This is a genomic window from Novosphingobium sp. HNCC26DJ243 (genome assembly GCF_057180545.1).
Genome location: NZ_JBXUGN010000001.1, coordinates 16,531 through 41,387 on the forward strand (window position 1 = coordinate 16,531; position 24,857 = coordinate 41,387).

Annotated in this window: 23 protein-coding genes and 2 tRNA genes; 7 read left to right on the plus strand and 18 right to left on the minus strand. The window is 63.8% G+C overall.

Annotated features, from left to right (window positions below):
• Positions 1–23: 23 nt before the first annotated feature.
• The 8 genes from pstB to recJ all read right to left on the minus strand — a co-directional run bounded on the left by pstB (position 24) and on the right by recJ (position 8,043).
• Positions 24–839, minus strand: a complete 816-nt coding sequence (gene pstB / locus AC2A04_RS00085; protein WP_484210281.1) for a phosphate ABC transporter ATP-binding protein PstB — start codon at positions 837–839, stop codon at positions 24–26.
• 1 nt (position 840) lies between these two features.
• Positions 841–2,127, minus strand: a complete 1,287-nt coding sequence (gene pstA, locus AC2A04_RS00090; protein ID WP_484210282.1) for a phosphate ABC transporter permease PstA — start codon at positions 2,125–2,127, stop codon at positions 841–843.
• A complete protein-coding gene (pstC, locus tag AC2A04_RS00095) occupies positions 2,120–3,502 on the minus strand; it encodes a phosphate ABC transporter permease subunit PstC (RefSeq protein ID WP_484210283.1) in 1,383 nt (460 codons plus the stop codon). The genes pstA and pstC overlap by 8 nt, the downstream gene beginning before the upstream one ends.
• 18 nt (positions 3,503–3,520) lie before the next feature.
• A complete protein-coding gene (locus tag AC2A04_RS00100; protein ID WP_484211657.1) occupies positions 3,521–4,561 on the minus strand; it encodes a substrate-binding domain-containing protein in 1,041 nt (346 codons plus the stop codon).
• 62 nt (positions 4,562–4,623) lie between these two features.
• Positions 4,624–5,820 carry a sensor histidine kinase gene (locus AC2A04_RS00105; RefSeq protein WP_484210284.1) on the minus strand — a complete coding sequence of 399 codons (1,197 nt, stop codon included), beginning with the start codon at positions 5,818–5,820 and terminating at the stop codon, positions 4,624–4,626.
• Between the two features lie 161 nt (positions 5,821–5,981).
• Positions 5,982–6,056: transfer RNA gene (locus AC2A04_RS00110), tRNA-Glu, on the minus strand.
• A 57-nt stretch (positions 6,057–6,113) separates the two neighbouring features.
• Positions 6,114–6,188: transfer RNA gene (locus AC2A04_RS00115), tRNA-Glu, on the minus strand.
• Positions 6,189–6,267: 79 nt separating this feature from the next.
• On the minus strand, positions 6,268–8,043 hold the full coding sequence (gene recJ / locus AC2A04_RS00120) for a single-stranded-DNA-specific exonuclease RecJ (protein ID WP_484210285.1): 1,776 nt from the start codon (positions 8,041–8,043) through the stop codon (positions 6,268–6,270).
• 161 nt (positions 8,044–8,204) lie between these two features.
• Here recJ and AC2A04_RS00125 point away from each other — a divergent pair, with 161 nt between their 5' ends.
• The 4 genes from AC2A04_RS00125 to AC2A04_RS00140 all read left to right on the plus strand — a co-directional run bounded on the left by AC2A04_RS00125 (position 8,205) and on the right by AC2A04_RS00140 (position 11,333).
• Entirely contained in the window at positions 8,205–9,467 is a 1,263-nt protein-coding gene (locus tag AC2A04_RS00125; RefSeq protein WP_484210286.1) for a hypothetical protein, read from the plus strand.
• A 7-nt stretch (positions 9,468–9,474) separates the two neighbouring features.
• Positions 9,475–9,954 (plus strand): flavodoxin family protein, encoded by a 480-nt coding sequence (locus AC2A04_RS00130; protein WP_484210287.1) that lies wholly within the window; start codon positions 9,475–9,477, stop codon positions 9,952–9,954.
• Between the two features lie 105 nt (positions 9,955–10,059).
• Positions 10,060–10,800 carry a hypothetical protein gene (locus tag AC2A04_RS00135; RefSeq protein WP_484210288.1) on the plus strand — a complete coding sequence of 247 codons (741 nt, stop codon included), beginning with the start codon at positions 10,060–10,062 and terminating at the stop codon, positions 10,798–10,800.
• On the plus strand, positions 10,791–11,333 hold the full coding sequence (locus AC2A04_RS00140) for an AHH domain-containing protein (protein WP_484210289.1): 543 nt from the start codon (positions 10,791–10,793) through the stop codon (positions 11,331–11,333). Before AC2A04_RS00135 ends, AC2A04_RS00140 begins: the two co-directional genes overlap by 10 nt.
• A gap of 3 nt (positions 11,334–11,336) precedes the next feature.
• On the opposite strand, the gene AC2A04_RS00145 is transcribed toward AC2A04_RS00140, so the two are convergent.
• The 3 genes from AC2A04_RS00145 to leuA form a co-directional block, all read right to left on the minus strand.
• The gene (locus tag AC2A04_RS00145; RefSeq protein ID WP_484210290.1) at positions 11,337–12,317 is read right to left on the minus strand and encodes an NAD(P)H-dependent flavin oxidoreductase; all 981 of its coding nucleotides are present in this window, start codon (positions 12,315–12,317) and stop codon (positions 11,337–11,339) included.
• Positions 12,318–12,403: 86 nt separating this feature from the next.
• On the minus strand, positions 12,404–13,447 hold the full coding sequence (locus tag AC2A04_RS00150; protein ID WP_484210291.1) for an amidohydrolase family protein: 1,044 nt from the start codon (positions 13,445–13,447) through the stop codon (positions 12,404–12,406).
• A gap of 118 nt (positions 13,448–13,565) precedes the next feature.
• Positions 13,566–15,236, minus strand: coding sequence for a 2-isopropylmalate synthase (gene leuA / locus AC2A04_RS00155; RefSeq protein WP_484210292.1), 1,671 nt, complete (start codon positions 15,234–15,236; stop codon positions 13,566–13,568).
• A 231-nt stretch (positions 15,237–15,467) separates the two neighbouring features.
• Between leuA and AC2A04_RS00160 the strand changes: the two genes are divergently transcribed.
• A complete protein-coding gene (locus tag AC2A04_RS00160; protein ID WP_484210293.1) occupies positions 15,468–16,601 on the plus strand; it encodes an epoxide hydrolase family protein in 1,134 nt (377 codons plus the stop codon).
• A gap of 4 nt (positions 16,602–16,605) precedes the next feature.
• Here AC2A04_RS00160 and AC2A04_RS00165 read toward each other — a convergent pair whose 3' ends face one another.
• The 6 genes from AC2A04_RS00165 to miaA all read right to left on the minus strand — a co-directional run bounded on the left by AC2A04_RS00165 (position 16,606) and on the right by miaA (position 22,399).
• Positions 16,606–17,265: a YceI family protein gene (locus tag AC2A04_RS00165; protein ID WP_484210294.1), complete on the minus strand. Its 660-nt coding sequence runs from the start codon at positions 17,263–17,265 to the stop codon at positions 16,606–16,608.
• A gap of 75 nt (positions 17,266–17,340) precedes the next feature.
• Complete coding sequence (locus AC2A04_RS00170) at positions 17,341–17,712, minus strand: I78 family peptidase inhibitor (RefSeq protein ID WP_484210295.1); 372 nt, start codon at positions 17,710–17,712, stop codon at positions 17,341–17,343.
• Between the two features lie 134 nt (positions 17,713–17,846).
• Complete coding sequence (gene ilvC, locus AC2A04_RS00175) at positions 17,847–18,866, minus strand: ketol-acid reductoisomerase (protein WP_484210296.1); 1,020 nt, start codon at positions 18,864–18,866, stop codon at positions 17,847–17,849.
• A 48-nt stretch (positions 18,867–18,914) separates the two neighbouring features.
• Positions 18,915–19,430 carry an acetolactate synthase small subunit gene (ilvN, locus tag AC2A04_RS00180; RefSeq protein WP_484211658.1) on the minus strand — a complete coding sequence of 172 codons (516 nt, stop codon included), beginning with the start codon at positions 19,428–19,430 and terminating at the stop codon, positions 18,915–18,917.
• Positions 19,431–19,443: 13 nt separating this feature from the next.
• On the minus strand, positions 19,444–21,192 hold the full coding sequence (gene ilvB / locus AC2A04_RS00185) for a biosynthetic-type acetolactate synthase large subunit (protein WP_484210297.1): 1,749 nt from the start codon (positions 21,190–21,192) through the stop codon (positions 19,444–19,446).
• A gap of 232 nt (positions 21,193–21,424) precedes the next feature.
• Entirely contained in the window at positions 21,425–22,399 is a 975-nt protein-coding gene (gene miaA, locus AC2A04_RS00190) for a tRNA (adenosine(37)-N6)-dimethylallyltransferase MiaA (RefSeq protein WP_484210298.1), read from the minus strand.
• Here miaA and serB point away from each other — a divergent pair.
• Positions 22,392–23,276 (plus strand): phosphoserine phosphatase SerB, encoded by an 885-nt coding sequence (gene serB, locus AC2A04_RS00195; RefSeq protein WP_484210299.1) that lies wholly within the window; start codon positions 22,392–22,394, stop codon positions 23,274–23,276. The two genes, miaA and serB, sit on opposite strands and share 8 nt — an antisense overlap.
• Here serB and AC2A04_RS00200 read toward each other — a convergent pair whose 3' ends face one another.
• Positions 23,277–23,864, minus strand: coding sequence for a hypothetical protein (locus tag AC2A04_RS00200; protein WP_484210300.1), 588 nt, complete (start codon positions 23,862–23,864; stop codon positions 23,277–23,279).
• Positions 23,865–24,005: 141 nt separating this feature from the next.
• Between AC2A04_RS00200 and AC2A04_RS00205 the strand changes: the two genes are divergently transcribed.
• Positions 24,006–24,815: a Coq4 family protein gene (locus tag AC2A04_RS00205; protein ID WP_484210301.1), complete on the plus strand. Its 810-nt coding sequence runs from the start codon at positions 24,006–24,008 to the stop codon at positions 24,813–24,815.
• Positions 24,816–24,857: the final 42 nt, after the last annotated feature.

Below are 24,857 nucleotides of genomic sequence, written 5' to 3' on the forward strand. Positions count from 1 at the left end.
GTTTCGATCCTTGCCCCTGCCGCTCAGCCGTAGCGTCCGGTAATGTAGTCCTTCGTGCGTTCTTCACGCGGATTGGTGAAGATGTCGGAAGTCTTGCCGTATTCGACGACCTTGCCAAGATGGAAGAAGGCGGTCCGCTGCGAAACGCGCGCGGCCTGCTGCATCGAGTGGGTGACGATGACGATGGCATAGCGCCCGCGCAGTTCGTCGATCAGTTCCTCGATGCGCGCCGTTGCGATGGGGTCGAGCGCCGAGCACGGCTCGTCCATCAGGATCACTTCGGGGTCGACCGCAATCGCGCGCGCGATGCACAGGCGCTGCTGCTGGCCGCCCGAGAGCGCGGTGCCGCTGTCGTTGAGGCGGTCCTTCACTTCGTCCCACAGGCCAGCACGGCGCAGCGACTGCTCGACGATCTCGTCGAGTTCGGCCTTCGAACCAGTGATCCCGTGAATGCGCGGCCCGTAGGCGATGTTTTCGTAGATCGACTTGGGAAAAGGGTTGGGCTTCTGAAAGACCATGCCGACGCGGGCACGCAGTTGCACCACGTCCATCCCCGAACGGTAGATGTCCGCGCCATCGAGCAGGATCTCGCCCTCGACACGCGCATTGGCGATGGTGTCGTTCATGCGGTTCAAGGAGCGCAGGAAGGTCGATTTCCCGCAGCCCGATGGGCCGATGAAGGCAGTGACGTAGCGCTGCGGAATGTCGATCGAGACATCGTCGATCGCGCGCTTGTCGCCATAGAACACCGAGACGTTCTTCGCGCTCATCTTGAGCGGCGCGTCGAAGTAGGGCGTGTCGTCGGGCTTTACCGCAGTCTGGATCGCTTCAGCGTTCATGTTACCACCGTTTTTCGAAGCGGTTGCGCAAGTAGATCGCAAGCCCGTTCATAAGGAGCAGGAAGACGAGCAGCACGACGATCGCGGCGCTGGTGCGCTCGACGAAGCCGCGGTCGATCTCGTCGGACCACAGGAAGATCTGCACCGGCAGCACGCTCGACGGCGAGGTGAAGCCGGTAGGGGGGCTGGCGACGAAGGCGCGCATGCCGATCATCAGCAGCGGTGCCGTCTCGCCCAGCGCGCGCGCCATGCCGATGATCGTTCCGGTGAGGATGCCGGGCAGGGCGAGCGGCAAGACGTGGTGGAACACGACCTGAACCTTGCTCGCGCCGATGGCGAGTGCGGCATCGCGGATCGATGGTGGCACTGCCTTGATCGCGTTGCGGCCTGAAATCACGATGACCGGCATCGTCATCAAGGCCAGCGTCATGCCGCCGATCAGCGGGGCCGAGCGATAATTCGGAAACAGCGCGAGGAAGACGGCGAGGCCGAGCAGGCCGAAGATGATCGACGGCACCGCAGCCAGATTGTTGATCGAGATTTCGATCCAGTCGGTCCAGCGGTTCTTGGGCGCGTATTCCTCAAGGTAGAGTGCCGAGAGCACGCCGACCGGGAAGGCCAGGATCAGCGTGATGAACATCGTCAGCATCGAACCCTTGAGTGCACCCCAGATACCCACGGTCTGCGGGCTCGTGGCGTCAGACCGGCTGAGGAAGCCCTTGTCGAAGGCGCGGACGAGCTTGCCGTCTGCGGCCAGCTTGCGCGCGATCTGCTGGTCGGCTGTTTCGCCTTCGCCGCGCTGTGCGCTGGCAAGATCGTCGCTTGCCGGCAGCGAAACGTTGATCGTGCCGTTGACCAAAGACGGGTCGGCGATGAGCTGCTCTGCCACTTCGCGCCATGCGCCTTCGGCCAGCATGTTCGCGCCATCGGGGCCGAGCGATGCCTTCGCGGCATTTTCGACCACACGCGGCAGGCCGGCGAGTTCGAGTCCTCCCAGGGGATCGGGTTGCTTGAGGCGATCGGCATCGATCTGCATCGAGCCGGCGATCGGGATCGGGAAACGCACTTCGCTGCGCTGGAAACCGTCGATTCCCGCAGAGCTCATGTTCACGAGGAGGAACAGCAGCATCAGCCCGGAAAAGCCCACGGCGATAAAGCCGAGCCAGCGGAAGCGGCGGTCGGCCGAGCGGCGCTTGGCGAGGCCGCGCTCCATCAGGGCATGACGGCGCGCCTGCACTTCGCTTCTCTCAGCCTCGGTGGCTGCGTCGGTCATTGCGGCCTCACTCATATGCTTCTCGGTACCGCTTCACCACGCGCAGGGCGATGAAGTTGAGCGTCAGCGTGACGAGGAACAGGACCATGCCCAGTGCAAACGCCGACAGCGTTGCGGGATGATCGAAGCTGCCTTCGCCGGTCAGCATGGCGACGATCTGGAATGTGACCGTGGTCATGCTCTGGAACGGATTGGCGGTCAGGTTGGCCGAAGCACCTGCGGCCATGACCACGATCATCGTTTCGCCGATCGCGCGGCTGATGGCGAGCATGACGCCGGCAACGATGCCCGGCAGGGCGGCGGGCACGAGGACCTTGCTGATGGTTTCCGCCGTGGTCGCGCCCATCGCAAGGCTGCCGTCGCGCATCGCTTGCGGTACGGCGGCAATGCTGTCGTCGGCCATCGAGGAGACGAACGGGATGATCATCACGCCCATGACGAGGCCTGCGGCGACCGCGCTTTCGGTCGACGCGCTGGAAATGCCGATGGCCTGGGCCACATCGCGCACCAGAGGAGCGACTGTCAGTGCGGCGAAATAGCCGTAGACCACGGTCGGCACGCCCGCGAGGATTTCGAGCAGCGGCTTGATAACCTTGCGCACGCTGTTGCTTGCGTACTGCGTGAGGAAGATCGCGCTCATCAGGCCGAGCGGGATCGCCACGATCATTGCGATGATTGCACCGATGTAGATCGTGCCCCAGAACAGCGGGATTGCGCCGTAATCATTGCCATCGGGCGCGCCCGAGCTCATCGGATCGGGCGACCAGTGGGTGCCGAAGAGGAAATCGAGCGGCGAGACCATGCCGAAGAAGCGGACGGTCTCGAACACGAGGCTGGCGATGATGCCGATGGTCGTCAGGATCGCCACGAGCGAGGCGATCAGCAGCAGCGCCATGACCGCGCGTTCGACGCGCGTCCTGGCGGTGAAATCGGGCTTGAGGCGCAGGAAAGCAAAAGCGCCGCCCGCGAAGGCGACAAGGATCGTCACGATCAGGCCGATCGAATCGAACAGCGTGATCGCGGTGCGATAAGGTCCGACGAGAGCCTGGGCTTCCTCGTTGAAGACTCCGAAGGCATGGCCTTCTGCAACCGAGCGCGCTTCAGCGAGCAGCGTCTCGCGTTCGAACCCGAAGCCAGGCAGCATTGCGGCGGCGGGATCGGCCATGACGTGGCCGGTGATCAGCGAAGGGCTGATGACGTTCCACAGCGCTGCGAAGAGCAGGGCTGGCACGCCGACCCAGAGGGCGACGTACCAGCCATGAAAATTGGGAAGGGAATGCAGCCGTGTCTGCGGATCGGCGCGCCGGAAGGCCCAGGCGCGAGATCGCGCCGCAAGCCAACCGAGCAGGCCCAACCCGAAGGCGAGCAGTAACAGGATGGCTGGCGACATGACTGCGGTAGTTCCCCCTTACTTCAACTGCGAACCGTCAAGGACCGGCAGGTCGTTAACAGCCTTGGCGCTTGCTGCAAGCACATCGTCAGGTGCGACGACCATGCCGAGCTTGGCGAGCGCGCCATCCTTGCCCCAAAGCTTTGACCATTCGGTGACAAAGCTCTGCAGTCCCGGGATTGCCTTGAGGTGCGCCTTCTTGACGTAGATGTAGAGCGGACGTGCACCGGGATAGCTGAAGTCCGAGATCGTCGCGTAAGTCGGCGTCACGCCCTTCATCGTCAGGCCCTTGATGCGGCCGTTGTTCTCTTCGAGATAGGAGAAGCCGAAGATACCGATGGCCTTGGGGTTGGCTTCGATCTTCTGGACGATCAGGTTGTCGTTTTCGCCGGCGTCGACATAGGCGCCATCATCGCGCACGTCGCCGCAGATCTTGTCGTGGCTGTCCTTGTCGCTGTCCTTGAGCGCCTTCATTTCGGCGTTCTCGTCGCAGCCCTTCATCAGGATCAGTTCCTTGAGCGCGTCACGCGTGCCCGAGGTCGAAGGCGGGCCGTAGACCAGGATCGGCTCGGCAGGGAGCGAAGGGTTGACGTCCTTCCAGGTCTTTGCGGTCTGCGGCTTGCCGTATGGCGTCTTGGCCAGCGCCTTGTAGACGTCTTCCGGAGTCAGCGCGATGCCGGGGCCGTTCTGGGCTTCGGCAAAGGCGACGCCATCGAGGCCGACCTGGATTTCGACGATGTCCTTGACGCCGTTCTTGGCGCAGTCCTCGAACTCCGACTTCTTCATGCGGCGCGAAGCATTTTCGATATCGGGGAACTGCGCGCCGACGCCGGCGCAGAACAGCTTCATGCCAGCGCCCGTGCCGGTCGATTCGATGATCGGCGATTTGAGCGAAGCGTCCGACTTGGCGAGCGATTCAGCGACCGCCTTGGCAAAAGGATAGACCGTGGAAGAACCAACCGCGCGCACCTGGTCGCGGGTCGTGGCCTCCTGTCCGCCGCAACCGGCGAGCGAGAGAGCGCCGAGAGCGGCAGCGGAAAGAGCAATCGTGCGAATCATCGACATGTTGAGAACCTTCGTCCCTGTTGGCAGGGGCGCAATGCGACGGTTGCGTGACAGCTTTATGACAGCGCGGGCTCTGCCGTCAAAGGCGGAGGTGCGGCAAGCGGAATCCTTACGCTTACGGTCGTGCCGACACCCAGCGTGCTCGCGATGTCGAGCTTGCCACGGTGCCGCTCGACAATGTGCTTGACGATAGCAAGGCCCAGGCCGGTTCCGCCCGCAGTCCGGCTTCGGCCGGGATCGGTGCGATAAAATCGACGGGTGAGATAGGGCAGGTGATCGGGGTGGATGCCTTCGCCCTTGTCGGTCACGGTCAGTTCGGCCTCGCCGCCGCGGGTGACGAGCTTGACGCTGACCGGCGCGACCGGATCGCCATACTTGAAGGCGTTGTCGATCAGGTTGCGTACCAGCTGGTCGAGCTGCTGGCGGTCTCCCGCAACGACGGCCTCGGTCGTATCGACGATCAGGCGGTCCTCGCCCGAGGTCATCGCCACCTCGCTGCCGATGCTGCCGACGAGTTGGCCGAGATCGATGCGGTCGCGCGGTTGCTCGTGCTTCTCGGCCTCGATGCGCGAAAGCGACATAAGGTCCTCTACAAGGTTCTGCAGGCGCTTGGCTTCGCGCAGAACCGTGTTGTGAAACCGGGCGGCGGTGGCTTCATCGACATTCGCGTCGGGATCGGCGAGCGTCTCGATGTAGCCGATGATCGATGCGAGCGGCGTGCGCAATTCGTGGCTGGCGTTGGCGACGAAATCGGTATGCGCGCGACTGATGTCGGCTTCGGCCGTGCGGTTGACCATTTCGATCAACGAGAAACGTTCGTCGATGGGCACGCGGCTGACTTGCCAGATGCTGCGCGCACCGGTCAGCCCGCGCACCAGCGCGCGCCCGGCAGGTTTGGACAGCAGCCGGATCGCCTCAGGATGGCGAAGGGCGACGCGCGCATCCTGCCCGACGATGTGGGTTCCCAGTTCCTCACGCGCCGCAGCATTGGCTGCAGCGATGCGCTGGCCATCGAGCATCAGCACCGGCAAACCGAACGGTTCGACCAGTTCGATCATGGTCTGGCGCGAGACGCTGCCATCGTCGCGCGTCAGCGTTTCAACGGTGGGTTCGGGCCGTGCAAGCCAGAGCGTTGCCAGCCATACCACCAGGATCGACAGCGAAAGCCAGAAGCCCGCGCCGCTGATGAACATGATGACAGCCGCGCACAGCGCAACCACAATGCTGGGAAGAGGCAGCGACAAGCCCTTCATCGAATAGTGCCGTGTGGTCTGCCTGCGTCTTGCGAATCGCCAACCGGGTCGGCTGGCCTTGCCGCGCCCGAATAGGCGACCATGCCGGTTGGGCGCAAGCACGCAGCGTGGCTGTCAAAAAGTGCGGCGACACTAAAACGCCGGAATGTCGGGAAAAATTCTGGTGACCCCTACGGGAATCGAACCCGTGTTTCAGCCGTGAGAGGGCCGCGTCCTGACCGCTAGACGAAGGGGCCGCTTGAATGGGCCGAGCTGTGCGCTGCTATCACCTTTCCCGGCATGCGAGAAATGAATGGTGACCCCTACGGGAATCGAACCCGTGTTTCAGCCGTGAAAGGGCCGCGTCCTAACCGCTAGACGAAGGGGCCATTGGGCTTGCGCCGCTGGGCAGGACCGCGCCTCTAAGGGGACTATGCCGGGGCGTCAAGCGCGGAATTGCGAAAAATGTCAGTCGGCAAAGGCGGCGTCCTCGACGTGCAGTTCGGCAGCCGGGCGGCTCGCCCAATCGTCGATCCGGGCGCGCCCTGCAAGCCACAGCTGGCGCCCCTTGGAGCCGTGGAGCAGCGTCTGTCCAAGTTCGGTCTGCGCAGCTCGAAAGGCGATGGCCTTGAACGACTTGCCATCCGCGCCGCTGGCCACCATCCGGACGTGGTCGGTCCCGACCAGATCGCACTTGACCAGCCGTACCGGTCCGACCGCAATGCGCGGTCCGGGCCAGCCGACGCCGAACGGCCCGGCAGTCTCGAGCGTTTCGACCAGGTCCGGCGTCAGGCCGCCAGGGCTCAGCGAAAGATCGAGCAGCAGGGCCTGCGAGAGTCGCGCGCCAGATATGTCGCGCGCCAGTCTTTCGTCCAGCCAGTCGCCCAGCGCGTTGAGGCGGGCAGGGTCGATCGTCAGCCCGCAAGCCATGGCGTGGCCGCCGCCGGCAATCAGCAGCCCGGCCTCGCGTGCAGCGATGATCGCGGCACCCAGATCCACCCCGGCGATCGAGCGGCCAGAGCCCTTGCCATTGCCTGCCTCGTCCGCATCGAGCGCGATCACCAGTGCGGGCTTGCCGGTCTTCTCCTTGATCCTTCCGGCGACAATGCCAATCACGCCCGGATGCCAGCCGAGGCCCGCCAGGACGAGCACCGCCCGGTTGTGCTGGGCCTCGACCTGCGCCTCGGCGGCTTCCTGCACTTCCTGCTCGATCGCGCGGCGTTCCTCGTTGAGCAGCGAAAGCTGGGCCGCGATGGTGCGCGCTTCATCCGGGTCCTGCGTGGTGAGAAGGCGCACGCCGAGCGTCGCCTCGCCGACGCGCCCGCCTGCATTGATTCGTGGCCCCAGCGCGAAACCAAGGTCGCTGCAGGTGGGCGCGCGATTGAGCCGGCTGGCGTCGATCAGGGCGGAAAGCCCCACGTTCTCGCGCCGGGCCATGATCTTGAGGCCCTGGCTGACGAGCGCGCGATTGAGCCCCTTGAGCTGGGCGACATCTGCCACGGTGCCCAGTGCGACAAGATCGAGCAGGCGCATGAGATCGGGGGCGGGGCGCCCGGCAAAGAAGCCGCGGCCGCGCAACTCGCGCACCGTGGCGATCGCCAGCAGGAAGGCCACGCCCACGGCGGCGAGGTGGCCATGGGCGGCAGCCTCGTCGCATTCATCGAGGCGGTTGGGATTCACCAGTGCGGCGGTAAGAGGAAGCTCGGACGAGCACTTGTGGTGGTCGACGACAATCACGTCGACGCCCACCCCATGCGCCGCAGCCAGCGCCTCGTGCGCCATCGCGCCACAATCGACGGTTACAATCAGACTGGACCCCTCGCGCGCGAGCCGCACCAGCGCCTCGCCCGACGGTCCGTAGCCTTCGAGCAGGCGGTCCGGGATATAGGGCTGCGCTGCCACGCCGAGATCGCGCAGCAGCAGGATCAGCAACGCCGCGCTGGTCGCGCCGTCGACGTCGTAGTCTCCGTAGATCGTGATCCGCTCGTTTGCCTCGACCGCATCCGAAAGACGGCGTGCGGCAGTGTCCATGTCGCGGAAGATCGAGGGATCGGGCAGGAATTCGCGCAAGGTTGGGCGGCGGTGGCGTTCGAGGTCGTCCCGGTCCACGCCGCGCGAGAGCAGGAGCTGCGTGACCAGATCATCGCCGCCAGCGCCACTTGTGCCGCCCAGGTCCATGTTCCCGCCCCGCCAGCGCCAGGCCTGTCCGGAAAGCGAGCGGGTAATGGATGACACGGGAATCATGCAACCAGCGCTAGACCATGCTAGCATGCACGCAAAGAGCCGGTTGCAGTGCAGTTGCGCACGATCATTGACTTGTCCCCGGCGCATATGGTCGCATCGAATCGTCGCGTGGCCCAATGGGGTCGCCGATGGCACATGGTCTCCAGCAGGAGTTCGCGAAAATGCGCAGGAACAAGATCATCTGGACGGTTTCGGGACTGGTTTTCGCCGGGGTCGCCACTGCAGGACTTTATGCCCAGCAGGCGAGCGGCCCCGTCGCAAGGTACGAAATGCGAGCCGAGACGATGTCGGGATTTGGCGGTGGCATGGGTGGACAGGGCGGCGGGCAGGGCGGTGTCGGCGCAGCGATGGCGATGGCCTTGGGTGGCGCGCCCAAGGCGCAGCATGCGCTCTGGCTCGATCTGGGATCGTCGCGCGCGGCTGCCGATGGCAAGCCCAAGGCCGATCACTTCCTGCCGACCGGGGCGAAGCTCGGCAAATCAGTGGCTCTGAAGACGCCGGTCGCCACTCCGCGTGAGCCTGGAACGACCGAGTTCCAGCGACCCAAGGGCCGCATGCTGATCTTCTGGGGCTGTGGCGAACATGCGCCAAAGGGCCAGCCGGTGATCATCGATTTCAGCAAGCTGGCCGCAGGGCAGGTGCCGCCGGGATTGTTCACCAGCGCAGTGCCTATGGACCGCTGGGTGTCGCCCGCGTCGAGCAAGACCTACGGGCACTGGCCTTCGGACGATGGCAAGTCTGCCCGTCCCGATACGTCGCTGATCGGCGCGCACCGTGTGGCGGGCAACTATTCGCCCGAGATGGCCTTCACGCTGGCCAAGGACTTCATGGCCCCCCTCAATGCGACCAACACCGTCCAGCCGAGCGGTTCAACGCTCGTCCGATGGGGCGCGGTGCCTGACGCTACGGGCTATTATGCCATGATCATCGGCGGCAAGCAGGCGCCCAAGGGGCAGGACATGACCGATATCGTGTGGTGGTCGTCGAGCGCGACCCGCGAATTCGGCGGAGGCCTGTCGGACTGGCTTGCCCCGTCCACGGTCGCCCGGCTTGTCACTGCAAGGACTGTGATGTCGCCGCAGACCACGACGTGCACAGTGCCGGCCGAGGTCAAGGCGGCCGCGCCCGATTTCATGTTCGGCACGCTCCATGCCTATGGGCCGGAGGAATCGTTTGCCTATCCGCCAAAGCCAGCCGATCCCAAGGCGAAGTGGGTGCTTGAGTGGACCGCGCGGATCCGCCACCGCTCGACCACGGGTTTTCTCGTAGGCATGGATGGCTTCGGCATGGGCGCCGCGCAAGGGTCGCAGGCAGAAGCCGCGGAAAAGCCCCAGTGCAAACCCAAGAAGAAGGGCTTCGGCGGGCTGCTTGGCAGCGCCATCGGCGGGGCCCTGGGCGTGCCGGGCTCGAACGACGGCTGCTGAGCCCCAAGTGCTGCTTATAATCTGGCACAGCCGGACCGGCACGGCGGAGGCCATGGCTCATGCGGCGTGGCAGGGAGCCAGCGCGCAAGGGCCATGCCGTCTGGTACGGGCAGAGGAGGCCGAGCCTGAGGACCTGCTTTCGGCCAGCGGGTTTCTGTTTGCGTGTCCCGAAAACCTCGGGACGATGAGCGGTGCGATGAAGGAGTTCTTCGATCGGACATATTACCCGGCGCTCGGCCGGATCGAAGGGCGTCCTTACGCGACGATGATCGCAGCGGGAACGGATGGATCGGGTGCTGAGCGCCAGATTGACCGGATCGCGACAGGGTGGCGGCTGCGACGTGTAGCAGAGCCCCTGATTTTGCTGACTGGTGCACAGACGGCCGCAGCGATTCTTGCTTCGAAAATCGCGCCTGTGGCAGCTCTGCAAGACTGTCACGTTCTGGGACAAAGCCTTTCTGGAGGCATCGCCTTGGGCATTTTCTAGCGTTCGCGGCCTATATCGACCGAAAGACCAGTTTCGGGTGTCGCGCCGGACTCGACGTCAGGGGGGCGATTGTGCCAATTCCGAATGAAACCAGCAGGGGTGTACGTGGACTCAAGTGACCAGTCTCCCGACTGCGCGCCGCTCGCGGCAATTCTCTACGATTCCGGGTCCTGCCCGGGGATCGAGGACTTGGCCACGGCAGCGGGGCAGGGCGGCGGATTTGCGATAACCCACTGCCCACCGCCCGAAGATGGCTGGGCCGAGGTCCTGCGTGACGGGCTGACATTCGATGTGCGCGGCCTTGCCGGTGGCCCTGCGCTTCCATCGTGCAAGGTTGACCATCGGTTGGGTTTGCAGTTGTCCGAGCTGGTGGGGCTATCTGCGATAACCGTCTCGCCCGGCCCGCATCTGGCGGGAGCAGAGCACCTGCTGCCGGTGATTCGCGTGGTCAGCGCACTGCTTATTGCGCTGTCACGAATCGGGGGCGCAAGGGCGATTTGCTGGAATCCTGCGAAATGCGCGGTATCTCCTGCACTGTTCGAGCGCGCCGTCACGCCATGGCTCGAAGGAGGTCCATTCCCAGCGCTCGCTCTGACCGCACTGAGCCCGCAGTCTGATGGCAGTCTTGCATCGGAAGGCCTCAAGTTTCTGACAGGACAGGAATTTTTGCTGTCCGATGCGCAGGGTCGGGGACGCGAGTATCTGTCGCGGGTGGCCGTCAGGCTCGTCGACTGGCTCGTTGCGCACGGACCGGTCACGGGCAATAAGGAGGCAGTTCTTGCCGGAACGGGCGTAGTCGTGGTTGAGGCCGCGACCGGCGACCGTATCGTTGCAAGGTGCCACTGAATCATGGACATGTTCGCGACAAGCCGGTGACGTTGCCGTTTGGCAGCGTCAATGTTGCAGGGCGTGCCGGCTATTCACCCGGTCTTCAGCGCCATCACATCATTCCGCGCCAGCTTCTGGGTTCGCCTTCGCTGTGCCGGATGATAGCGCGTCTCGGTCTCGATCGGCTGGGCTTTCACGATTTTCGCCGCAATGGCCTGTTGTTGCCCGCATCGGAAGTTGCGGCCTTGCGCATCGGGCTACCGCTGCATCGCGGGCCGCATCGCGGGTACAACGAACTGGTTCTCCAACGCGCCGGCCAGATCGAGGCGCACTGGACGCGGCAACGTGCTGCCGGGTCGAGGTTTGCCGACCTTGAGGCCTTGATGCGGTTCGACCTGCTGCAGCGCGCGCTGCGCCGCCGGTTGCTGAATCCGCGTGCGTGGAAGCGCAAGCCTCTCAACGCACGTGATCCGGCGCTCGATTTTGCGCATCTCGACGATATGGCCGATCTGCTCTGGGCCGCAAGCGACTGTGCCAGCCAAGCTGCTTAAGGTTCAGTCGAGAAACGGCGCCGAGTTGGCCGATAGTTCAGCAGCAGCAGTTCGATATTGCTCTTCCAGCCGTGCCACGCGGTCAGCCACGGACTCGACCTCGGTCACCGCGCCGATGCCCTGGCCGGAGCCCCAGATGTCCTTCCACGCCTTGGCCTCGGTATTGCCGCCCGATCCAAAATTCATCTTGCTGGGATCGCTGACCGGCAGATTGTCCGGGTCCAGCCCTGAATTGAGGATCGAGGTCCGCAGGTAATTTCCGTGCACGCCGGTGAATAGGTTCGAATAGACGATATCATCGGCGCGGCCATCGACGATGGCCTGCTTGTAGGCCTGGTCCGCGCGGGCTTCCTCGGTCGCGATCCACGCTGATCCGATATAGGCGAAGTCTGCGCCAAGGGCTTGTGCCGCCAGAACCGAGCGGCCGTGGGCGATAGCGCCCGACAGTGCGACGAGCCCGTCGAACCATTCGCGGATCTCCTGCATCAGGGCGAACGGCGATTGCGCACCGGCGTGGCCCCCAGCGCCTGCTGCCACTGGGATGAGGCCGTCCGCGCCTTTCTCGATGGCCTTGTGGGCGAAACGGTCGTTGATCACGTCATGCAGCACGATGCCGCCCCAGCGATGGGTTGCGGCATAGACATCCTCGCGCGCGCCGAGCGATGTGATCATCATCGGCACCTGCCACTTTTCGCACATCGCCATGTCGTCATCGAGGCGGTTGTTGGTCTTGTGGACGATCTGGTTGACCGCGAACGGCGCGGCTGGGCGATCGGGGTGGGCGCGATTGTGCGCGGCAAGTTCCTCGGTGATCTGGTGCAGCCATTCGTCCAGCTGGCTGACCGGCCTTGCGTTGAGCGACGGAAACGAGCCCACGATACCGGCCTTGCACTGTGCGATTACCAGTTCGGGGCACGAGATGATGAACAGCGGCGAGGCGATTACGGGCAGGCGCAGATTGGCGAACAGCGGGGGCAGGGGCATGCGTGGGCGTCCTTGCGTCGAAATATTAAGTGATCGGTTAAATGGTAGGGCCGAGGCCGCGGGTTGTCAAAGGGGCTGGCGGTCAATCACGGCATTATGTCGGTGATGCCATAGAAGCGCGCCGCCGTGCCTGCGAAGAGCGCACTCTTCTCGTCGGCCGAGGCTCCGTGCGCGAGGCGCTTGAACGCATTCCACAGCGTGTCATAGCTCGCCCCCCATTTGTCGACCGGGTAGTTGCTCTCGAACATGGCGCGATCCGGGCCAAAGGCTTCGATGCAGGTCTCGATGTAGGGCAGCCACATCGCCGCCAGTGTTTCGGACGAAAGCCCGGCGGCGGGGCCTTGATCGGGCATCGCGCAGAATGACATGGCGAGCCCGCCGAGCTTGACCGAGACGTTCGGACAACGCGCGATCTCACGGATCATCGCGCGCCACGTGTCGAAGCGTTCGTGCAGTTTGCCGTGGTATTGCCCCGTTCCCAGCGGCGTCCCGCAGTGATCGAGGCAGATCGGCTGGTCGGGGAATGCCCGTGCGAGCGACAGCACGTCTCCCAGTTGTGGCTCGAGCAACCAGGCGTCGAAGGTCAGGCCTAGTTCGCCGAGATGGCGAAAACCTTCGCGAAAGGTGTCGGACAGGTAGAGCTCGGGCGGCGCATGAAACGGGGGGCCGAGGACTTCGGGATCGGCGTCCCACGCGCCCTGATGCCGGATGCCTCGGAAGCGACCGTTGCCCGCTGCTGTGAGCGCTTCAAGAACCGGGCGGGCTCCGTCACCCAGCATCAGGTCGGCATGGCCGACGATCGCGGTGCAGGGGCGGAAAACGCCATAGAGCCCGCTTGCCCCTTGCGCCGCCACGCCGCTTACGAACTCGACCTCGCCGACCGGCTTCATCGCAGCGTCGGCGTCGGCGCGGTAGAAGGCGCCGCATTCCATGTAGACCGTGCCGATGACGTTATGACCACTGCGCGCATCGGCCAGCAGGGCATCGAAGGTGTAGTACGCCGAGAGCGCCAGGGTTTCGATGAAGGGATGGCGCGGCTCGGGGAAGGCGTTGACCAGTGGGCGCAGGTCCCAGAGGTGGTGATGCGGATCGATGATCGGCAGATCGGGTTCGAGAATCGTTTCGGCCATGTCCACTCCCAACATCGCGCCTCTGACGGGCAGGGAGGACTATGGCGCAACGCGCGCCGCCTTCAAGCGAATTTAATCGGGCAGTTGAATGGGCGGCCGCGACCGCCCATCCAGTTTGTCAGGAGGCTGCGTTGGCAGCGCTGAGGACAGCACGGACCGAAGCGGTCGCGACGTCCTCGTCGATGCCGACACCCCAGATCGTGCGGCCATCGGGCAGGATGCATTCGACGTAGGCCGCAGCGCGGGCATTGCTGCCCGAGCCCATGGCGTGTTCCGAATAGTCGCTGACATCGATATCGACGCCGAAACCATCCTTGAGCGTTGCCACGACCGACGAGATCAGCCCGTTGCCTCGTCCGCTTACGGTGCGGACATTTCCGTCGACCTCGATCTTGCCCGCGAAGATGCGCGCACCGTCGGGCCCGCGCGCTTCCTCGTAATCGACAAGCTGGAAGTGCTGCGGCGCATCGAGGCGATAGGCCTTGCGGAAGACGCCCCAGATATCGGCCGCCTGCAGTTCGCGGCCCAGTTCGTCGGCCAGTTCCTGCACGTGGCGCGAGAAGTGCGCCTGCATCTTCTTGGGCAGCTTGAGGCCCTGGTCCTGTTCGAGCACCCAGGCGAAACCGCCCTTGCCCGACTGCGAATTGACGCGAATCACGGCTTCGTAGCTGCGGCCCAGATCGGCCGGATCGATCGGCAGATAGGGGATGGCCCAGAGCTCGTCGTTGCGCTGGTCCTGCGCGGCAAAGCCCTTCTTGATCGCGTCCTGATGGCTGCCCGAAAAGGCGGTGAACACCAGCTCGCCGCCGTAGGGGTGGCGTGGGTGGACGGGCAGCTGGTTGCAGTATTCGACTGTCTGGATCACTTCGTCGATGTTCGAGAAGTCCAGTTCGGGATCGATGCCTTGCGTGTAGAGATTGAGGCCGACCGTGACGAGGCAGCAATTGCCGGTGCGCTCGCCATTGCCGAACAGGCAGCCCTCGACGCGATCCGCGCCCGCCATCAGGCCCAGCTCGGCCGCGGCAACGCCCGTGCCACGATCGTTGTGCGTGTGCAGCGAGATTATCGCGCGGTCGCGGTTCGGCAGGTTGCGGCAGAAATATTCGATCTGGTCGGCGTAGATGTTCGGCGTCGACGCCTCGACCGTGGCCGGCAGGTTGAGAATGATCGGATGGTCGACCGTCGGCTGGAGAATCTCCATCACCGCCTCGCAGCATTCGATCGAGAAATCGACTTCGGCGGTCGAAAACGTCTCGGGGCTGTATTCGAAATGCCAGTCGGTCTGCGGGAAACGGGCAGCCTGATCACGCAGGAACTTCGCGCCGTCCTGCGCGATCTTGCGCACGTCGGCCTTGTCCATGCCGAACACGACCTGCCGCCAGAGCGGCGAGACGGCGTTATAGACATGCACGATCGCCTGCTTGGCGCCGGCCAGACTTTCGAAGCTGGTCCTGATCAGATCTTCGCGCGACTGGGTGAGCACCTGCACGAAGACGTCGTCGGGAATGCGGCCCTGATCGACCAGACCACGAATGAAATCATACTCGGTCGCGCCCGCGCTGGGGAAACCGACCTCGATCTCCTTCAGCCCGATCTTGACCAGCAGATCGAAGAAGCGTGCCTTCTTCTCGGCATCCATCGGATCGATCAGCGACTGGTTGCCGTCGCGCATGTCGGTCGAAAGCCAGCGGGGGGCCTTCTCGATCACGCGCGAAGGCCACTGGCGATCGGGCAGGTTGATCTGCGGAAACGCGCGGTACTTGACCGAAGGGTTCTTCAGCATGGTCATGGGAAATTCACTCGATCTGTCTGGCCCTGTGGGCCTGATTGCCTGCATCTGGTCCTAAAGCTTCCCCTGGGCGCCGTCCCGCGCCGCAATCGCGACACGTCAGCTCACGCCCAAGGGCGGATAAGTCGCAGGGTAAGGTCCAGTCGAGCGGTCATGGATCAAGCCTATGGTGATTTGGCGCGCGCTTGTCCAGAATGAAAGCAACAAAACAAGCAGGGGAGAGCGCCGATCATGTCCGTCATGCCTTTCGTCGTCGACATCGCGCAAGAAGCGATCGCCGATCTGAATCAGCGCCTCGATCTGGCGCGCTGGCCGGAAAAGGAGACGGTGGCCGACTGGACGCAAGGCGTTCCGCTCGCTGCCCTGCAGGACTTCGTGGCGTACTGGCGCAACAGCTATGACTGGTACGCCTGCCAGGCCCTGCTTAACCAGTGGGGCATGCACGAGACCGAGATCGACGGCGTCATGATCCGGTTCCTCCATGTCCGCTCGGCCCATGCCGATGCGCGCCCGCTGTTGATGACGCATGGCTGGCCGGGTTCGATCCTCGAATTCCGCCGCTGTATCGCTCCGCTGACCGATCCGCTTGCGCATGGCGGGACAGCGCGCGATGCGTTCCATCTCGTGATCCCCTGCCTTCCGGGGTACGGTTTTTCCGGCAAGCCCGCCGCATCGGGCTGGAGCGTCCAGAAGATCGCGAGTGCATGGGGCGAACTGATGGCGTGCCTCGGCTATGATGCGTGGCTGGCACAGGGTGGTGACTGGGGTTCGATCGTCACCACGATGATCGGCGCGATGCAGGTCAAGGGTTGCCGGGGCATCCATCTCAACATGCCGATGGCATCCCCGTTGCCCGAAGAACTCGAAGCGCCCACGCCGGCGGGGGCAAGGGCGCTTGCTGCGCTCAAGCACTATCAGGATTGGGATTCCGGCTATTCAAAGGAACAATCCACGCGACCGCAGACCGTGGGATATGGACTGGTCGATTCCCCGGTCGGCCTTGCTGCGTGGATATACGAAAAGATGTGGGCCTGGACCGAAAACGGTGGCGCGCCCGAAGATGCGCTCAGCCGCGACGACATGCTCGACAACATCATGCTCTACTGGCTCACCGCCAGTGGCGCCTCATCGGCGCGGCTCTACTGGGAAAGCTTCGGGGCGGTACGCGGCGTGCAGATCGACATTCCGGTTGCCGCCAGCGCGTTTCCGAAGGAAATCATCCCCTCGCCGCGCAAGTGGTTCGAGCGCAGTTGCTCGCAGCTGGTCTATTGGGGCGAGCCCGCGCACGGCGGGCACTTCGCTGCGTGGGAGCAGCCCGAAGCCTTCGTGCAAGAACTTCGGGCCGCGTTTTCCCTGATGACTTGAGCGCTTACTTCTTTTCGAAGGCCACGGTGATGTCGAGCTTCACTTCGTCGCCGACGAAGGGAACGCCGTACTTCACGTTGAAGTCCGAGCGCTTGATCGTGGTCATGCCGTGGAAGCCAAGCGTCGGCGCCTTGGTCATCATGCTGGCACCTGCGCCTGCGAAGGTGGCGGCGATCGATACGGGCTTGGTCACGCCGTTGAGCGTGAGGTCGCCGTTTACCGTTGCCGACATGCCATCGGCACCGGGAACCACGCTGGTCGAAACGAAGGTCGCATCGGCCGGGGCAGGGCCGAAAAAGTCGGCGGGCTTGCCGTCGGCACCGGGCTTGAGCAGGTGCGCGGTAAGACCGGCGTTGGCGGTGATGATCTTCGATACGGGAATCTTCACCGAAACCTTGGCAGCGGCGGGATTGGCTGGATCAATGTCGAGCGTACCCGAAACATCGCCGAACAGGCCGAAGTAATCGTTGAACCCGAGGTGGTTGACCTTCCAGCCAACTAGCGAGTGCGCGGAATCGGCGGTGTAGGAACCGGCGACGACGCGCGACTTGTCGGCCTTGCCGGGCGTTTCGGGCATCTGGGCGAGCATCGGTGCGGCCGCAGCGGCAAGCGCCAGCGGCAATGCGATCTTGAAAGCGCGGGGGAACTTGGGGAGGATGGACACTGGGGATCTCCTGACCTTGTGACCCGCAGGAGATGCCTCAGGCGGACGGCGGGCACAAGGGCCGGTTTCGTGCCTTCAACCGCAACGCATGGTCAAGATCCGGCCGTCGGCAGATAGAATCACGTTGAGCCGGTCCGGGCGAAGATCCTGCGTGACTGCTGTTCCCGGCTTGATCCAGCGGATCTGATCATGAGCGACCGAGCCTTTTACCGCTTCACGGACATCGGGTCTTGCAGTGGCACCAATGAACCGGGCGGCAAGGTCGGCACCGCAACTGTCAGCAATCCGGCGTGGACCGGAGGAACCCGGCGGGATCGGCTTTGTGCCCATTTCGATTGCGGCCAGAACCGGGGAGTGCGCACCGACGCAACACGCCAAGGCGGCCATTGCACAGGCCACGCGCAGGCGTCCCGCGCCGATCGACGAAATATGCAAGGTGCGACCCATCCGCGTTTTCTCTCCGATTTGGAGAGATACCACTTGCCGCCAAGGCGTCCAAGGCTTTCGTCGTTGCCCGGATGCCGTTCATGGAAAAGGCGGCCCCTTTACGGAGCCGCCTTTGATCCACGTTGGCGGAGCGATCAGTTCTTGGTCTGGTCGACCAGCTTGTTCGCGCCGATCCACGGCATCATCGCACGCAGGCGAGCACCGGTTTCCTCGATCGGGTGGCGCTTTGCAGCAAGGCGCGAAGCCTTGAGCTCGGGCTGGCCGGCACGGTTGTCGAGGACGAATTCCTTGACGAAGCGGCCCGACTGGATGTCGGCGAGGACGCGCTTCATTTCCTTCTTCGTCTCTTCGGTGATGATGCGCGGACCGGTCTTGATGTCGCCGTATTCGGCGGTGTTCGAGATCGAGTAGCGCATGTTGGCGATGCCGCCTTCATACATCAGGTCGACGATCAGCTTCAGTTCGTGAAGGCACTCGAAATAGGCCATTTCCGGTGCGTAACCGGCTTCGACCAGGGTTTCGAAGCCAGCCTGGACGAGCGCGCTGGCGCCGCCGCAAAGCACGGCCTGTTCGCCGAACAGGTCGGTTTCGCATTCCTCGCGGAAGTTGGTTTCGATGATGCCCGAACGGCCACCGCCGACGCCCGAAGCATAGGCGAGAGCGACGTCATGGGCATTGCCGGTCGAATCCTGATGCACGGCGACCAAGCAGGGCACGCCGCCGCCCTTGAGGTATTCGCCGCGGACGGTGTGGCCGGGGCCCTTGGGCGCGATCATGATCACGTCGATGTCGGCGCGCGGTTCGATCAGGCCGAAGTGGATGTTGAGGCCGTGGGCAAAGGCGAGTGCTGCGCCCGGCTTCATGTTGGCGTGCAGATCGTCCGCATAGATCGCGGCCTGATGTTCGTCGGGAGCAAGGATCATCAGGACGTCCGCCCAGGCAGCAGCCTCGGCATTCGGCAGGACCTTGAAGCCGGCGGCTTCGGCCTTCTTGGCGCTGGCCGAGCCGGGACGCAGCGCGATGGCCACTTCCTTCACGCCCGAATCGCGCAGGTTCTGCGCGTGAGCGTGGCCCTGCGAACCATAGCCGAGAATGGCGATGTTCTTGTCGGTGATCAGGTTCAGATCACAGTCGGCGTCGTAAAAAACCTTCATTTCGTTCCCAATCTTGTTGAAATCGTGTCTGAAATTTATGCGAAAATCCTAGGCGGCCGAGGCGCCGCGCACCATGCCGACGATGCCGGTGCGACCCACTTCGACAAGGCCAAGCTCCTTCATCAGGGTGACGAAGCTGTCGATCTTGTCAGGCGCGCCGGTCAGTTCGAAGATGAAGCTGGAGGTGGTTGTGTCCACGACCTTGGCGCGAAACACGTCGGCAAGGCGGAGCGCCTCGACGCGGTTCTCGCCCTTGCCCGACACCTTGATCAGCGCCAGTTCGCGCTCGACGAAAGGACCAACTTCGGTGAGGTCGGTAACCTTGTGCACCGGCACCAGACGTTCAAGCTGGGCGCGGATCTGGTCGATGATCGGCGGAGGACCGTGCGTCACGATCGTGATGCGGCTGACGTCGTGGCCGTCGGTGATGTCGGCCACGGTCAGGCTGTCGATGTTGTAGCCGCGCGCGGTGAACAGGCCGGCGATCTTGGCAAGGATGCCCGCCTCGTTGTCGACGGTGATCGTGAGGACGTGGCGCTCCTGCGCCGCTTCATGGATGTGCATCATATGAGCTCTCTTACACCAGCGCCTTGGCTTCGTCGTCCATCGTGCCGGCGACTTCGTCCCCGTAGAGCAGCATTTCGGTATGCGCAGCCCCGCTCGGGATCATCGGGAAGCAATTGGCTTCCTTGGCGACGAGGCAATCGACGAAGACCGGTCCGTCGTGGTCCATCATCGCCTTGATACCGGCGTCGAGCTCGCTTTCGTCGGTAATGCGGATGCCCTTCCAGCCATAGGCTTCGGCGAGACGCACGAAGTCGGGCAGGCTGTCGGAATAGGAATTGGAGTAGCGACTCTCGTAGGTGAGCTCCTGCCACTGGCGGACCATGCCCATCCATTCGTTGTTGAGCACGAACACCTTGACCGGCAGGCGGTACTGCGTGGCGGTGCCCAGTTCCTGGATGTTCATCTGGATCGAGGCATCGCCCGCGATGTCGATCACCAGCGCATCGGGGAATCCGGCCTGCGCACCGATCGCGGCCGGAAGGCCATAACCCATCGTGCCGAGGCCGCCCGACGTCAGCCACTTGTTGGGCTTCATGAAGTGGAAGTGCTGCGCGGCCCACATCTGGTGCTGGCCGACCTCGGTGCTGATGATCGGCTCGAGATGCTTGGTCAATTCGTAGAGCCGCTCGATCGCAAGCTGCGGCATGATCTCGCTGGCCTTGCGCGGATAGGCGAGGCTCTTGCGCTCGCGCCAGCTGTCGATCTGCGCGTTCCAGCCCGACAGGTCCTGCGCGCAGTAGCCACGTTCGAGCCAGGCTTCGATCAGCTGCGCCAGCACCTTGCCGCAATCGCCGATGACTGGCAGATCGACACGCACGGTCTTGTTGATCGAAGCGCGGTCGATGTCGATGTGGATCTTCTTGCTGTTTGGCGCGAAGGCATCGAGCCGGCCGGTGACGCGATCGTCGAAGCGCGCACCGATGCAGACGACGAGGTCCGCGCGGTTCATCGTCATGTTGGCTTCATAGGTGCCATGCATGCCGAGCATGCCCAGCCATGCCGGGTGATCGGCCGGGAAGGCACCGAGGCCCATCAGGGTAGAGGTGACGGGCGCGCCGGTGAGGGACTGAAGTTCCTGCAGCAGGCGAGCGGCTTCCGGCCCTGCGTTGATGACGCCGCCGCCGGTGTAGAATACCGGCGCCTTGGCCTTGGCGATCATCTCGATCGCTTCGGCGATTTCCTTTGCGCCACCTTCGGTCTGCGGGTTGTAGCGGTTGCGCTGCTGCGGCGCTGCGTTGCTCCACGTCGCCGTCGCGATCTGGACGTCCTTCGGGATGTCGATCACGACCGGGCCGGGACGGCCTTCGGTGGCGATGCGGAACGCCTCGTCAATCGTCGCGGCAAGCTGCGACGGGTCCTTCACTAGGTAGTTGTGCTTGGTGCAGTGGCGCGTGATGCCGACGGTATCGGCTTCCTGGAACGCGTCCGAACCGATCAGGCCGGTCGGGACCTGACCGGTGATGACCACCATCGGAATCGAATCCATGAAGGCATCGGCAATGCCGGTGACGGCGTTGGTTGCGCCCGGGCCCGAGGTGACGAGCACGACGCCGGGCTTGCCTGTGGCGCGGGCATAGCCTTCGGCGGCGTGAGCCGCGCCAGCTTCGTGACGGACGAGGATGTGGCGGAGACGCTCGTCGCCGAAAAGCGCATCGTAGATCGGCAAAACCGCGCCACCGGGATAGCCGAACACGAATTCGACTCCCTTGGCGACCAGGCTTTCGACCAGGATCTCGGCGCCGCTGCGCTCGCTTGTCACGTTACTTCATCCTTCTTCGCGTGCCGGGGCCGATACCCCCGATGCCACGCAGGAAAAACAAAAAAATCAGGTCGACCGATGCTTCATGCGCCGGTCAAACCGTCAAAAAATATCGGCCCGGCTGCAGCGAACTGCGCCGGGCCGTCTCTCCCTTTCGGGTGCTTGATCGACATGCAACATGGATCAGGCAATTGACGGCCTGCTACTTGACACAAAATGCCATGTCAAGCGGCTATATGCGCAATAAACTTGCTATATGATCGCTGTCAATGGAATTTTCGTACTCAAATCGGGGCCAAGTGTCCGGATTCTGGTTCCTTGCCCACGTGTACTGCCGCTTGGCGTAGCGACGGGTCGCCTGCTGGCCTGCGGCGATAGCGCTTTCCCGGTCGATGTTGTGCTGCAGGAACATCCGTATTTCCGGCACGCCGATCGCGCGCATCACCGGCAGGTCGTCAGGCAGGGTACGCGCCAGCAGCGCCTCGACTTCCTCGACCGCGCCGCCATTCCACATCAGTTCGAAGCGCAAGTTGCAGCGGCGGTAGAGCCACTGGCGTTCGGGCAGGAGGATAAGGGGAGCGAGATCGACCTGCGATGCGATGCCGCCGCTTAATTGCCTTTGCCAGTGTGACAGCGCGTGGCCGGTAGATCGCACGACTTCGAGAGCGCGGGTTATGCGCTGGGTGTCGGCAGGGGCGAGAAGGGCGGCGCGATCGGGATCTTCGTGCTGGAGGGCCTGGTAGGCTCTGTCCAAGGGCATCGCCCTGACCTGAGCGCGAATTCCTGGGTCGATCTCGGGCACTGGTGCGATGCCATCGAGCAGCGTCCTTATATAGAGGCCGGTGCCGCCCACGAGGATCGGCAGGGCGCCGCGAGCATGAGCGGATGCGATCTCGTGCCTTGCGGCATTGGCCCAGTCCGCTGCCGAACAGGCTTGTGCGCCGTCCCATGCGCCGAACAGGACATGGGGCACGCCCTGCATCTCCTCTTCGGAGGGGCGGGCGCTCAACACGCGCAGATCGGCATAGACTTGCGCGCTGTCGGCATTGATGATGACGGCCTCCTGGCCTTGCGCGTTTGCGCGCAAGGCCAGCCTTACCGCCAGATCGCTCTTGCCGCTGGCCGTCGGCCCTGCAATTAGCGCGAGCTTCGGCCGTCCGGCCGCCGTGTCCACGCTTTCGCCTTCAAAGGAATTACCGGTGATCATTGCCCGGCTGATAGCAGACCAAGAGACGCTTGGTGACAATCTTGCGCTTGCCATGGAAATGATCGAGGCGCGCGACTGGGAAGTGGCCGGGGCAGGGATGCTCGAATTCTGCTCTGACGTTCTCGAACTGGAAGTGGTCGAGGGCAATCCGGCAGGCATCCGCAAGATCCTCGACCAGTGCTTTCCCGAGAGCGACCTGCTGCTGAGCGAAGGCATGATCGAGGTGCCGCATCTTTTCGTGTCGGACATGGATTCAACCATGATCGGGCAGGAATGCATCGACGAACTGGCCGATTTCGCCGGACTCAAGGATCGCATCGCCGCTATCACCGAGCGCGCGATGCAGGGTGAACTCGATTTCGAATCGGCGCTGCGCGAACGCGTCGGCCTGCTCAAGGACCTGCCGGAAAGCGCGATCGCGCAGTGTCTTGCAGAACGCATCACGCCGATGCCGGGCGCGCGGACACTGGTATCGACGCTGAAATCACGTGGCTGCCACACGGTGCTGGTGACCGGCGGCTTCCATTCTTTCGCCGATCCGGTCGCCGAAATGCTCGGCTTCGACCGCGTCGTCGGCAACCGCCTGGGCTTGCACGAAGGCGTGCTGACCGGCGGGCTGGTCGGCGGGATCGTCGACAGTTCGGTCAAGAAGAGGGTGCTGCTCGAGGAAGCCGAGCGCATGGGCGATCAGGCCTTCAGCCTTGCGACCGGTGATGGCGCCAACGACATCCCGATGATCGAGGCGGCGAGCTTCGGCATTGCCTATCGGGCCAAGCCCAAGGCGCGTGCGGCAGCGGACGGCTGGATCGACCGGGGCGACCTGACCTCGATCCTGTCCCTGCTCGGCATTCGGCGCGAGGACTGGGTCGTCGGCTGATCAGGCCGCTGCTGCGACCGGTCTGGCGCGGCGCGCGACAAGCCTTGTTGCCAGCGCGGCGATCGCGACCGTGGTCATGGCGATGCCGATCGCACGCGTTTCGGGCACCGGGATGCGCTTGGCGTAGGCAAGCGTAAAGATCAGCCAGATGACGTGGATGCCCGCCGTATGAAGGCGCTTCCACGTGTGGCCGAGCGCTCGCATCGCGGGGTTGCTCGAGGTTGCTGCCATCGCCAGAATGAACAGATAGGCGACCGTTCCCGGCACGAGCGAAGCGACTGTGCGCGGCGCGGGATCGAAGCGCAGCGCCATGACCAGCGCCAAGAGGTGAACGGTATGGCTCGCGGCGAAGCCGAGGCCCCACCAGCGCCTATTGCGCGCAAGGCTGCGCGTCCACCCGGCGGGATGGAGACGGACGAGCGAGGACGCGAGATAGACCGCGAGAAAGATCAGAAAGCCGGTGCGGGCCGTCCAGCGTGCTGCAAGATGCCAGCCCTCAAGCGGCGATGCGCCGTAGTGAAGACCCGCAGCCAGCACGGCCAGCGCCGACACGAGTCCGAGCGCCACGGGCCATTGGTTCGTCGTCATGTGCCATCCCCTCGTCGGGCGGAGATTGGCAAATGTGGCGATCCCGCTCAAGAACTCTTGCGAGAACCGCAATTGACGAACAATTTACAGTGTTGTTAGTATGGATTGCCGACTGCGACGGGAGAAAATGCCGTGAGTGTGATGACCGGCGCATTACATGCCGACCTGCCTCTCTATGACGAGCGCCGCCCGGAATTGAGGCTGCGCCCGGCAAAGGCCTGGCGGCACTTCCAGAACCTGCTGAAGGACAAGGAAAACACCCAGGAAGTGTTTCACATTTTCGAGTCCCTGCCGTGGCGCGACTTGCGCGAAACGGGGGAGCGGTTCTTGAAGTCCGAGCGTGGCCAGGCCGTGCGCCGGCAGGAGCCGTGCCTTCCGGTGATTCTCGACAATCACGCGGCGCTGCGGAAAATGCCGAAAGGCTCGCTGGCGCATGCCTATTGCGATTTCATGGAGCGCGAGGGGCTCACCGCGCAAGGATTGGTCGACGAGTTCGAGAAGTTCGCGCGCGATCACCAGAAATTCGATGATCAGTTCACATGGTACCTCGACCGGCTGCGCGATGTGCACGACATGCTGCACGTGCTGACCGGATATGGTCGCGATGCGCTGGGCGAGGCTTGCGTGCTGGCCTTTACCTACAGCCAGCAACCATCGTTGGCGAACCTGTTCATCGGCTATATGGCAGGCCTGAACATCGACAAGCAGACGCGGCGTTCTGCCCCGGTGCTGCGCGCGGTACGCGAGGGGCAGAAGCTGGGCAAGGCGTGCCCGCGCCTGTGCGAACAAGCGATCACCGACCTCTTGCCGCTACCGCTCGAAGAAGTTCGCCGTAGCCTGAACATCACGCCCGCGCGCCATTATCATGAGGCCCACGCGATCTGGCGCAGCATGGGAATCGATCCCTACGATCTGCTTGGCAAGGCTGCCGAGATGAAGCTGGCGGCCTGACTGAACCCTGCGCCAGCGCATCGCGCTGACGCAGGCAGTTTC